The 12353-nt window shown below is 46.9% G+C and carries 9 protein-coding genes; 6 read left to right on the top strand and 3 right to left on the bottom strand.

What is annotated here, in order from left to right:
* The first annotated feature begins 52 nt into the window (after positions 1-52).
* The gene (locus H8K55_RS09650; RefSeq protein ID WP_186941891.1) at positions 53-589 is read left to right on the top strand and encodes a DUF2058 domain-containing protein; all 537 of its coding nucleotides are present in this window, start codon (positions 53-55) and stop codon (positions 587-589) included.
* A 248-nt stretch (positions 590-837) separates the two neighbouring features.
* Here the strand turns inward: H8K55_RS09650 and H8K55_RS09645 are convergent, their stop codons facing one another.
* From H8K55_RS09645 to H8K55_RS09635, 3 genes are all read right to left on the bottom strand, one after another.
* Complete coding sequence (locus H8K55_RS09645; protein ID WP_186941890.1) at positions 838-1623, bottom strand: LytR/AlgR family response regulator transcription factor; 786 nt, start codon at positions 1621-1623, stop codon at positions 838-840.
* Positions 1624-1633: 10 nt separating this feature from the next.
* The gene (locus tag H8K55_RS09640) at positions 1634-2737 is read right to left on the bottom strand and encodes a sensor histidine kinase (RefSeq protein ID WP_186941889.1); all 1104 of its coding nucleotides are present in this window, start codon (positions 2735-2737) and stop codon (positions 1634-1636) included.
* Positions 2738-3515: 778 nt separating this feature from the next.
* The gene (locus H8K55_RS09635) at positions 3516-4526 is read right to left on the bottom strand and encodes an ATP-dependent Clp protease proteolytic subunit (RefSeq protein ID WP_186941888.1); all 1011 of its coding nucleotides are present in this window, start codon (positions 4524-4526) and stop codon (positions 3516-3518) included.
* Between the two features lie 313 nt (positions 4527-4839).
* Here H8K55_RS09635 and H8K55_RS09630 point away from each other — a divergent pair, with 313 nt between their 5' ends.
* The 5 genes from H8K55_RS09630 to H8K55_RS09610 all read left to right on the top strand — a co-directional run bounded on the left by H8K55_RS09630 (position 4840) and on the right by H8K55_RS09610 (position 12206).
* Positions 4840-8832 (top strand): DUF3683 domain-containing protein, encoded by a 3993-nt coding sequence (locus H8K55_RS09630; RefSeq protein WP_186941887.1) that lies wholly within the window; start codon positions 4840-4842, stop codon positions 8830-8832.
* A 21-nt stretch (positions 8833-8853) separates the two neighbouring features.
* Positions 8854-9273, top strand: a complete 420-nt coding sequence (locus tag H8K55_RS09625) for an HIT family protein (protein ID WP_186941886.1) — start codon at positions 8854-8856, stop codon at positions 9271-9273.
* A gap of 499 nt (positions 9274-9772) precedes the next feature.
* Positions 9773-10204 carry a gamma-butyrobetaine hydroxylase family protein gene (locus tag H8K55_RS09620; protein WP_186941885.1) on the top strand — a complete coding sequence of 144 codons (432 nt, stop codon included), beginning with the start codon at positions 9773-9775 and terminating at the stop codon, positions 10202-10204.
* A 176-nt stretch (positions 10205-10380) separates the two neighbouring features.
* Positions 10381-11151 carry a bifunctional demethylmenaquinone methyltransferase/2-methoxy-6-polyprenyl-1,4-benzoquinol methylase UbiE gene (gene ubiE / locus H8K55_RS09615; protein WP_186941884.1) on the top strand — a complete coding sequence of 257 codons (771 nt, stop codon included), beginning with the start codon at positions 10381-10383 and terminating at the stop codon, positions 11149-11151.
* Positions 11152-11246: 95 nt separating this feature from the next.
* Positions 11247-12206, top strand: coding sequence for a Tim44 domain-containing protein (locus H8K55_RS09610; RefSeq protein ID WP_186941883.1), 960 nt, complete (start codon positions 11247-11249; stop codon positions 12204-12206).
* Positions 12207-12353: the final 147 nt, after the last annotated feature.

Below are 12353 nucleotides of genomic sequence, written 5' to 3'. Positions count from 1 at the left end.
TTGCTAGGCAGCGTTGCTTTGAATCGTGACACTTATTTTATGGAACAGTATTATGGCGTCATTGCAAGATCAATTTTTAAAAGCGGGCTTAGTCGACAAAAACAAAGCGAAAAAGCTCCATCAAGACAAGACCCAACAGAAAAAAGTCGAACGTCGGACTGGAAGCGAGAGTGTTGATGAGGCGCGCTTGGCTGCACTCGAAGTGCAGCGTAAAAACGCAGAACGCGCGCGTGAACTTAATGCGCAACGCGATGCCGCTGCGGCCCAAAAAGCAGTTTTTGCGCAAATTGTGCAGATGGTGCAAACAAATCGACAAAGCAAAGGCGTGGGCGACATCGCTTATTACTATACGCATGGCACCAAGATCGATAAGATCTATGTGTCGGCAGAGGTGCAGAAACATTTAATCGCTGGCCGACTCGTGATCGTGTGCCTGGATGGAAAGACGGAATTAATTCCCCGGGTGATCGCGGATAAAATTGCCGAGCGCGATGAATCCTTGGTGGTGCGGGTGAAGAAGGCATCGACCGAGGTTGATGAAGATGATCCGTACGCCGCCTTCCAGATTCCGGATGACTTTACATGGTAGTGATTTGAGAATTCAGTAAGGCGCAATTTTTTGTAAGGAGTTGGCGTATTGCGTCGTATGACGCCTAATCAAGAGGATAGTGATTTTCTTTATTTAGTTTGATCGCGACATCAATTACTCTGCTGCTGATTACATGACCATCGGACGGTGTAATACGCCTGCGCTATCACACCCTACTTATTGCATCACCATCCCTTAGAGGCTTGTGATGCAGGTCTTAAATAGGCTGACAAATACTGGTTGGAAAACTACATCTGTTTAAAGTGATGCAAATAGCTACGGCTCACTGGCAATTTGTCAGTGCGCCCTTTCATAAAAACCGTGGCTGTTTCGTGCTCGCCACGCATCACATGACTCACCATATTGATATTCACAACCACCGAGCGATGCACTTGAATAAAATGCGTGCCGTCGAGTTGATCTAGCAATTCTTTCAGCGAACTTCGAATTAAGGCTTCAGTTGGTTTTCCATCTTCGCCGCGCCAGGCGATTAAGGTGTACTTTTCGTCTGAACGCAAAAAATCGATATCAGCAACGGGGATCATGCGCAAAGACTGACCGACCATGGCTTTAATCCAGCGTAAGGGTTCAGGAGCAGCTTTCTTTTGCATGCGTGCTTCCAGTTTATCCAACAAAACCTCGATGTCTGGTGCTTCCTGTGATGCGCCAATACGTTCTCGTACGCGGGTAACCGTGTCAGCCAGGCGGGCTGGATCCACAGGTTTCACCAAATAATCCAAGGCACCTTGAGTAAAGGCTTCCACTGCATATTCACTATAGGCAGTGACAAAAACCAAGTGCACGCCGCGTCCAATTTGACGTGCTGCTTCTATGCCCGTCATCCCTGGCATATGCACGTCCAGAAAACACACGGTTGGTTTGAGCGCTTGGTATTGTTCGACAGCTTCGCGCCCATTGCGCGCCTCTGCAACAATTTCTAGTTCGGGCCAAATTTGCGCGAGCATGCGTGTTAATGCGCTACGCAGCAGTGGTTCGTCATCGGCGATAAGTGCGGTAGGGCGGGCTGAGGTCATATAGATTCCCTTAGGACAAATTCGTTGTTGATGTTTTCAAATGTGCTGGAAAATTAATTTCTGCATGAAAACCATGCGGTTCGATTGCGCTTAAGCTGAGTTGTGCCTGATCGGCAAATACCAATTGCAATCGCTCACGCAGATTTGCCAAACCGGTACCGAGGCCTTTACTCCCTTGAAGCCCATTCATGCCAACGCCCGTATCGCTCACTCGCGCCACGCAACGATCATTTTTCAATTGTACCGAGACCTCAATTCGACCACCTTCTTCACTTGGGTCGATACCGTGGCGCACTGCGTTTTCCACCAAGGTCAATAGGCTCATCGGCGGGCATGAAATCTGTAGCGCCGCCTCATCCACATCAAAGGAAAACTGTAATCGATCAGGCATGCGCATGTGCATTAGTTCAAGGTAGGCACGTACTAATTCTAGCTCTTGTCCCAAGGTGCTTGCTGCACTATTTAAATTCGGAACCGCAGCTCGCAAATAAGCAATCAAACTACCCAATACCTGCGATGCCTGCGACGAACCCGAGTCGACCAATTCTCTTACATTCGCCAGGGTGTTGAATAAGAAATGTGGCTCCACCTGTGCCTGCAATAAGCGTAAGCGGGAATCGAGTGCATCGCGGGCAAATTCGCTGCGTTCCAATTCAAATGATAGCGCTTGCCTCTGCGCCTGACCGTTGATATGACGATACAGCGCCGACATCGCTATCCACGGTGAAAATAGCAAGCCCGCACCAATCATCTGACCGCAGCCATTCAATTTCGTTTGCACTGTGTACCAAGGAACGGGGTCTCCTATGGTCGTCAAGGTATAGGACAGCGCGGCCGCAAATGGAACCACGATCGCTACCGCTGCCACTTGAAGTACCCAACGTGCTACCCAACGCGGCAAGTGTTTTGGCCAACGCTCGACAATGCCAAACGCTGTCAACTGGATCATGCCAATCAAAGCTAAGCGGACAAAAATCGTAATCCACCAAGATGCCCAAGTGAACTTCATCATAATGCTAAGAATGAGAGTCACCACTAAAACCACTTTGACACGCTGCCAGTTGTATATAGGAGGTGGTGTCGACAACGCGTTTGATAATTCTTTGCTATCCATGATTTAACCCGATGCGAAGGATGAATATTTGCGAACCTAATTTTGCGAACCTAATTGCGCCAAGCACAATTTAAGAATAGGCAGAGTTTAACCCGTCCGTTTGAGTATGGATATTTCGACCAGACGGCCGACGCTAGTCAATAGATAAACGACGCTATAGCTTGACCAGTTGCGGTTGATATGCGCAGCTTTGAGATACGGGGATAAAAAACAAGAATGAAATCCCGCCCTCAATAGTGATAATCAAGGGCGGGTTATTTTAGAGCCTGTTGACATATATTTTAGTCAAGCGTTTCACTCAAAACGCAGGATGGCAAGGCGCATCTCTTGCTGCGGCTGGCCGCCCCAGCAAGAGATGTAACGCTGTCCACCGTGCGTTTTGAGCGAAACCCTTCGGGAATGGCTCAAATGGGCACATGGCGTTGTTGCAATCTGCTTATAGTGCCAGCACTACCGCGCAGCTTGCGGTGTAGTCAGGGTTTCGTGCAGCATGCTGCACGCTGACGCAACGAAGATCCCTTGCAAGGGATCTTTCCCAAAGCGATAGCCTAGCCCTGTGCCCATTTGCGCGCATTCGCTTGCCTAAAATATATGTCAACAGGCCCTAGTGCGGGGTTTAAATCATAGATTCGGTCATAGCGATAGATCAAGGATCACAGCCATAACCACAGTCATATTCACCGCACCATCACCGCTATTTTGGTCAAAGTAAGTTGAAATAATGGCTAAGCCGTCATTTGGAACTTGATTCGAAATCCAATTAAAAACCTAACTGTTTTTAGTTAATATGTAGCGTTGATGTGTTGATCTGCCCATCTTTATCCAACAAGTATTTTCTCCACGAACTATTATCGTTCATTGTGATCCAGCGCCTTTCTTCAGTCCGGTAGAACCAGTCCTTATCCTGCTGATAGAAGGCTTGTGCACCAGTGGTTTCCAGAATATTCAAAATTTCGTTGCCATGCGAATTAACTTCATCAAAATCCGTTGTGGCGCGCTGACCCATTTCGCTATAGAGGGAATTTAATTCTAGTAATAAGCCATGTATGCCTTTATCCATAGGCTTGGCATTCATCCCTATGGTTTGTGCCTCTTTCAATAAAATCGGGTAGCCATGTGATGGGTATTTCGAATTTAGCACCGTAGCGATGTCCATCGCAGTTGTATCGTCGCTGATGTGATGCGACAAAATTTCTTTACACAACATAATTGAGAGAGACTCTGCGCGATCAACTGCACCGATGACCAAAGGATGCACATATTTGAATAAATGGCGATAGGGGTTAATGCCTTCCTCTTTATTTTCCTTTTGCCAGAGTTTAACTGCACGAGATAACTCATCCAGACTGACACTGACTCTGTCATTATCTCTATCAATGGGAGACAGATCGTGCGTCAAGGAAGTATCAACTGCCGATAAATACGCCATCGGTCCCATGTGAATTTCATTAGCGCCTATCGCCACCATGGTCGCAGCCGACGCACATTCTAAAGGGACCAAGGCAGTCAATTTGTCGCAGTATTGGCGTAATAGATTGACAATGCGTAAGGCCGCGCGGCCATTTCCGCCATTCGATTTAATAAATAAGAAGATATGTTCTTGTTTTCCTATTTGCTCCAGTATTTCATGAAACGCCACCACGTCGTCACTACAAACTGTGCCCCGTGGGTTATTCCAATACGAAATGATGGGGCCGCCTAAAGCTCGGCTGATTTGTTCAATAATTAATTGGGTTTTTTCGAATAGAACGGGAGGTTGCTTCACTGGGATATTTTTCTTTTCTTCCATCTTAGACTCACTGTTGTAGGTAAATTTGCAGTGTTATCTTACTATGTATTTTTTGATTTGAATTCCTTAAAGAATTTTCGTTGGGTTGGGTTGATCTATTTTTGAAGCGTGTAATATCTGGTGAAAGCGTCATTTTTTATAATAAATGTTCAATGTTTTTGTAAAAAAACGGAATTTCATCAGGCTTTTTTACAATAGTTCAAAAGATATCTGCACAAAAGTAAAGACTGTTTCTGCGTGGTGCAGCGCAATACGCTAGAATGGATCTAAATACTATTCTATCTAACCCATCAAACCGTCCAATCAATCGCAGATGAACGCTCCAGTCCACCACTTAGGCAGTCCACCACTCAACGATGATCATGCTCCGCAAGGTGCTGCTCCTTCTCGTTTACGTGAAATTCCGTACAACTACACTTCGTTTTCTGACCGTGAAATCGTCATTCGCCTATTGGGTGAAGAAGCTTGGGCTTTGCTCGACAGTTTGCGCGGTAAACGTCAAACAGGGCGTTCGGCACGTATGTTGTATGAAGTGCTCGGCGATATCTGGGTCGTGCGTCGCAATCCGTACTTGCAAGACGATATGCTGGAAAACCCCAAGCGCCGTCAGGCATTGATCGATGCTTTGGATCACCGTTTGCATGAAGTCGAGAAACGTCGGGTCGCTACTGATTCTATTAATTCTGAAGATGCAGACCGTAGCAATTCAGTTGAGATTCTGGTGAATGCAGCACGCAAAGCGGTGGCGGATTTTTCTAAAGAATTCCGTGATACCTACGACTTGCGCAAAAAAGCCAATAAGCTGTTGGCGAAATATACGGCGAAGGACAATATTAAATTTGATGGTTTGAGCCGCGTTTCTCACGTGACTGATGCGACCGATTGGCGGGTGGAATATCCGTTCGTCGTGTTGACGCCAGATACCGAAGATGAAATGGCAGGCTTGGTTAAATCCTGTATCACCCTGGGTTTAACGATCATTCCTCGCGGCGGCGGCACTGGGTATACCGGTGGTGCGATTCCATTGACGCCGATGTCGGCTGTGATTAATACCGAAAAACTGGAACAATTAGGCGCAGTCGAAATGTTGCGCTTGCCAGGTGCTGATCGCGATTACGCGGTGATTTATTCCGGCGCTGGCGTGGTGACGAAACGGGTTTCCGATGCCGCGGATAAAGCGGGATTTGTATTCGCGGTTGATCCAACTTCTGCTGAAGCCTCTTGCATAGGCGGTAATGTCGCCATGAATGCTGGTGGTAAGAAAGCTGTGTTGTGGGGCACCGCGCTCGATAATTTAGCGTCTTGGCGCATGGTTGATCCGAATGGTGATTGGTTGGAAGTCACGCGCCTCGAACATAATTTCAGCAAAATTCATGATGTGGAAATGGCGAAATTCCAGTTGGAATGGACACATCCTGGTGAGAAAACACCGTTTAAGACTGAGCTATTAAATATCCCCGGACGTACCTTTCGCAAAGAAGGTTTGGGTAAAGACGTCACCGACAAATTCCTCGCGGGTTTGCCAGGTGTGCAGAAAGAAGGCTGCGATGGTTTGATTACGTCAGCGCGCTGGATTTTGCATAAGATGCCGAAATTCGCCCGCACGGTTTGCCTGGAATTTTTTGGACAAGCACGCGATGCCATTCCTAGTATCGTTGAGATCAAAGATTATCTTGATGGCGAGACCAAAAAAGGCGGCGCCATTCTTGCTGGCCTTGAGCATTTGGATGAACGTTATTTAAAAGCGGTTGGCTATACCACCAAATCAAAACGTGGCGTGATCCCTAAGATGGCCTTGTTTGGCGACATCGTTGGTGATGACGAAAACGCGGTTGCACAAGCGGCATCCGAAGTGATACGCATGGCGAACGCGCGGGTTGGCGAAGGCTTTGTGGCAGTCAGTCCAGAAGCCCGTAAGAAATTCTGGTTAGATCGCGCTAAAACGGCGGCGATTTCTAAGCATACCAATGCGTTTAAGATCAACGAAGACGTGGTGATTCCGCTCGATCGTATGGGCGAATACACAGATGGCATTGAACGCATCAATATCGAACTCTCGATACAAAATAAGTTGGCGTGTATCGCCGCATTGAAAGAGTTTGTCTTGCGCGGCAATCTACCTTTAGGCAAGAGTGAAGATGCGGATGGCGATGATATTCCGGCGGCAGAATTGCTTGAAGATCGCGTCTCGCAAGCTGATCAATTGCTGAGTGAAATACATGCTCGCTGGACTTATTTGTTGACGCAACTCGACCAGCCTTTACGTGATGCGCGCGTTGAACTCAATAAACTTGGTCTCGATAAACTCGATTTCGTGTTCGAACAACGCTTGCAAAAGCAACCTGATGCGACTCTATTTGATGTGGTGCAAGACCGTACTATCCGCGTCTCTTGGAAAACTGAAGTACGTGCTTTATTGCGTCAGATTTTCAATGGTGGGGCGTTCAAATTAATTTTGGACGAATGCACTGCGATTCATAAAAAAGTGTTGCGTAGTCGTGTCTTCGTTGCCTTGCATATGCATGCTGGTGACGGCAATGTGCATACGAATTTGCCAGTCAATTCAGATGATTACGACATGCTGCAAGTGGCTCATCATGCGGTCGCTCGCATCATGGTGTTGGCGCGTTCTTTGAACGGTGTGATTTCTGGTGAGCACGGTATCGGCATTACTAAATTAGAGTTTTTGACTGAAGATGAGATCAAAGATTTCCGTTCGTATAAATTGCGCATTGATCCAGAAGGGCGCTTCAACAAAGGTAAGCTCTTAAATCTGCCTGAGTTTGCTGCTGATTTGCGTAACGCGTACACGCCTTCGTTTGGTTTGATGGGACACGAGTCTCTGATCATGCAACAAAGTGATATCGGTGCGATTGCGAATAGCGTGAAAGACTGTTTGCGTTGCGGTAAGTGCAAACCAGTTTGCTCAACGCATGTGCCACGTGCAAATCTCTTGTATTCACCACGCAATAAAATTCTGGCGACTTCTTTGTTGATCGAAGCTTTCTTGTATGAAGAGCAAACGCGTCGCGGTATTTCGATTAAGCATTGGGATGAATTCTCCGATGTGGCTGATCACTGCACGGTGTGTCATAAGTGTGCGAACCCTTGTCCCGTCGATATTGACTTTGGTGATGTGTCGATGAATATGCGCAATCTTTTGCGCAAAATGGGGCAGAAGAAATTTAATCCGGGCACAGCCGCGTCTATGTTCTTCTTGAATGCAACCGATCCGGCGACGATTAATGCGACCCGCCAAGTGATGATAGGTTGGGGTTACAAAGCGCAGCGTTTTGGTCATGATTTCTTTAAGAAATTTGCCAAGTCACAGACCAAAGCACCTCCAGCGACAGTCGGTAAAGCGCCGATCAAAGAGCAGGTTATTCATTTTATCAACAAGAAAATGCCGGGCAATTTGCCTAAGAAGACGGCACGTGCTTTGCTTGATATTGAAGACGATAAAATCGTGCCGATTATCCGTAATCCACAAACCACAACGGCGGATACGGAAGCCGTGTTTTATTTCCCTGGCTGCGGTTCTGAGCGTTTGTTCTCACAAGTCGGTTTAGCAACGCAGGCGATGTTGTGGAACGTCGGCGTGCAAACGGTTTTGCCACCAGGTTATTTGTGTTGCGGTTATCCGCAACGCGGTGCGGGACAATTCGATAAAGCCGAAAAGATGATGACGGATAATCGCGTCTTGTTCCATCGTATGGCAAATACCTTGAATTATCTCGATATCAAAACGGTGGTCGTATCCTGCGGTACTTGTTACGATCAATTAGCAACCTACGAATTCGATAAGATATTCCCAGGTTGTCGCATTATCGATATTCACGAATTTCTGATGGAGAAAAACGTTAAACTCGAAGGCGTGACAGGCACGCGTTACATGTATCACGAACCTTGCCACAACCCGATGAAATTGCAGGAATCAGGTAAAACGATTAATAGCCTGATCACGACGGTCGATAATGTGAAGATAGAAAAGAATGAACGTTGCTGCGGTGAGTCAGGGACTTTGGCTGTGAGTCGCCCCGACATTTCTACTCAAGTGCGTTTCCGTAAAGAAGAAGAGATGACCAAAGGCGCGGACAAATTACGCAACGACGGTTTCACTGGCGATGTCAAGATTTTGACTTCTTGCCCTTCTTGTCTACAAGGACTGTCACGTTATAACGACGATAGCGGTACGCAAGCCGATTACATCGTCGTCGAAATGGCACGTCATATACTCGGTGAAAACTGGATGCCTGAATATGTGGCGAAAGCGAATAATGGCGGCATAGAACGCGTTCTGGTTTAAGGTAGATTAGGGTAGAAAGTGATGACGATGAACTGTGAATTATGTACGGTTGATGGCGGCGAACTGATCCTCAAAACCGACAAGTTGCGCGTGGTACTAATCGATGATGCAAACTATCCGGGTTTTTGTCGTGTTATCTGGAATGAGCATGTCAAAGAAATGACGGATTTAGTCATCGCTGATCGCTCGACGATGATGCAAGCGGTTTGTAAAGTCGAACAAGCGATACGCGACGTGATGCAGCCGCATAAAATTAATTTGGCAAGTCTCGGCAATATGGTGCCGCATCTGCACTGGCATGTGATTCCACGTTATCAGGATGATGCACATTTCCCGAATCCTGTGTGGGCGGCGACGGATAGAGTTTCTGCTGAGCTTGAAGCAAAACGCGCCTTATTGCCCGCATTGCGTGAAGTTCTGCGACGTGAGTTTTCGGCTTAAATTATGTTCAGTAAAGTAGGGCTGGTGCAACCCCATAGGCGCTAACCAAAATTCTAAAACCATTAACCACGGAGGCACAGAGACACAGAGAAAGGCAGGAGGAAATCAAAATGTTGCGACGCTCTTCAAACTATGTTTTTCTCTGTGTTCCCTCCGTGTCTCTGTGTCTCTGTGCCTCTGTGTTGAGAGGTTTTAGTTTTGTTTTGGTTAGCGCCTATGGGGTGCAACCCGCGCCGCCAGAATGTTGAGCAATAGTGCACGTCTGCGTATCAGCGCGGGTTGCACCCGCCCTACGAATCAGCCACTGCGACGTGAGTTTTCGGTTTGACTTCTTCATTGTTTTGATGAAAAAGCAAAACCCCTCAACGCCGAGACGCGGAGGCACAGAGGAACAGCAAACATAGAGGAACGACTTTGTTCTCTCTCTTTTCATACTTCTCAGCGCCTCTGCGTCTCGGCGTTGAGGGGTTTAAAGATTTTATAAAGTATTAGAAAAATCATGAGTAATCTACCACCCCCGATTTCCCACAAAGTTCACCCAACAGCACTCAACGCCAGAACAGTATCGCGCTTGTTAGAAGTCGAGTTCGACGACGGCAAACGTTTCGAATTGCCGTTTGAATTAATGCGCGTGTACTCACCCTCAGCAGAAGTGCGCGGTCATGGTGAAGGTCAGGAAGTTTTGCAAATCGGTAAGCGCTTGGTCAGCATTACCGGCATAGAACCCGTCGGTAATTACGCGATTAAGCCGATTTTCACCGATGATCACAGCACCGGGATCTTTACTTGGGAATATTTGTACTGGCTGGGCATGCATCAAGCAGCATTGTGGCAAGACTATTTAGCACGCCTGCAAGCTGCGGACTATGCGGGTGAGGCTGGTCGTGATGCCATTCCAGCACCAAAAGTTGGATCAAAATGCGGTTCATAGGTAATTTTCAGAAATTTCTACCGCAGAAATATTGACTTAAGTCCGGGTCAGACTCCTGATTCGGCTCTATAATCCCGCCTGTCGATTTCCTTATCGCACGTTCAGTCTCGTCGACAAGTCTGAACGCCAGCGTGGAAAATCTCGGTTTATCCCTTAATTCTCTGCAGAGTATCAAGATGAGTGAGCAAGCAAATAAAGTAGATGGAGTGCAAGCCGAAAGCACTACCCATTTCGGTTACACCACGGTGGCCGAAGAAGAAAAAGTTCATAAAGTGGCGGAAGTTTTCCACTCGGTGGCAGCTAAATATGACGTGATGAATGATCTGATGTCGGCGGGTTTGCACCGCATTTGGAAAATTTTCACGATTGCCCAAGCGGGCGTACGTCCTGGTTTTAAAGTGTTGGATATTGCTGGTGGCACGGGCGATCTGGCAAAAGAATTTGTAAAGAAGGCAGGTAAGACAGGCGAGGTTTGGCATACCGATATCAATGAGTCGATGTTACGAGTCGGTCGTGATCGTCTCTTGAATAAAGGTTTGATTACCCCCACTTTATTGTGTGACGCCGAGAAGTTACCTTTCCCGGATAATTATTTTGATCGCGTTAGTGTCGCATTTGGTTTGCGCAATATGACGCACAAAGATCAGGCACTGGCAGAAATGCGCCGGGTTTTGAAGCCGGGCGGAAAATTGTTGGTGTTAGAGTTTTCGAAAGTGCCCGAGGTTTTGCAAAAGCCGTATGACTTGTATTCGTTTAAGATTTTGCCATGGTTAGGGCAAAAGATCGCGAATGATGCCGATAGTTATCGTTATTTAGCCGAATCGATACGCATGCATCCCGATCAGGAAACCTTAAAAACCATGATGCAAGAAGCTGGTTTAGAACGTGTGGAATATTTTAATTTGACGGCAGGTGTGGCGGCATTGCATACCGGAATTAAGTTGTAAGCGCAGTTGTGAACTAAGTTATAAAGTAAATTGTAGGTAGAAATTTTTGTTGGCGATGTCGCCGATGATTTGTTGTAGAAATTGGAGAAATTCGTATGAATAAAATTTTCTTAAGTTTGATGTTAATGTTGGGTGCGATGACCATGGTAGTCGCTGATGCCGATGCGCAGCGTATGGGTAAGCGTAGCTCGTTCGGTCGTCAGTCTAGCAATGTGACACAAAAAGCACCGCCAGCGACCACAGCAAATCCTGCGCAAGCGGCGAAACCGGGTGCACCGAATGCAGCAACGCCGGCAGTTCCACCTAAGCCATCAATTCCTTGGAAAGGTATCGTTGGCGGTTTGATTGGTGGTGCTTTGTTGGCAGGCTTGTTCTCTTCCCTGGGTATGGGCGGTGGATTGGCTAGTGCTATGGGTTCTATCCTGACGTTTGCCTTGATAGGTTTTGCCGTGTTCTTCTTGTTCCGCTTGTTCACTCGCAAAAAGGATGGTGCAGCACCAAGTATGTTTAATCAGCAACCAGCGTATGCCGGTGTGCCGAATAATAATAGTTTGCCAGAAATTGGTTCTCGCATTAATCCGGCTCAGCAAGCACCTGCTGCATTTACGCCAGCGTCAGTAAGCACTGCAAATTTGAACAGTACTGGTTCGGCACCGGTAGCGAACCAAGGTACTTGGACAGTGCCAGCAGATTTCGACGTTGCTGCTTTCTTACGTTCTGCTAAATCGAATTACATCCGTTTGCAGGCTGCATGGGATCGTGGTGATATTAATGATATCCGTGAATTCACATCGCCGGAAATGTTCGCTGAAATGAAACTGGAATTGCAAGATCGTGGCAATGCGAAGAATGAAACGGATGTCGTTAGCTTAGAGGCTGAATTCTTAGGTTTGGAAACGCAAACTTATGACTATCTTGCTAGTGTTAAATTCACAGGCATGATTAAAGAAGGTGGCGCGACGATGGCAGAACCATTTGCCGAGGTCTGGAACCTGGCGAAACCGGTCAATGGTCAATCTGGCTGGTTGTTGGCTGGTATTCAACAACTAAATTAATATAGTCTTAATACCGTTTCAACACTGTTTTGATACTGTTTGGGCAGCGAACAAATTTGTTTTCGAACAAGCTAAACCACTGAGTTTTAAGGTGTTTTAAAGGTTTGCTGTTAAACTAAGAACCGCGCATGATGTCATGCGCGGTTT

The sequence above is a fragment of the Affinundibacterium flavidum genome (assembly GCF_014284175.1).
In the GTDB taxonomy this organism is placed as follows: domain Bacteria; phylum Pseudomonadota; class Gammaproteobacteria; order Burkholderiales; family Burkholderiaceae_D; genus Undibacterium; species Undibacterium flavidum.
Note: the sequence above shows the minus strand (reverse complement) of the source record. Positions and strands in the feature narration are given on the sequence as shown.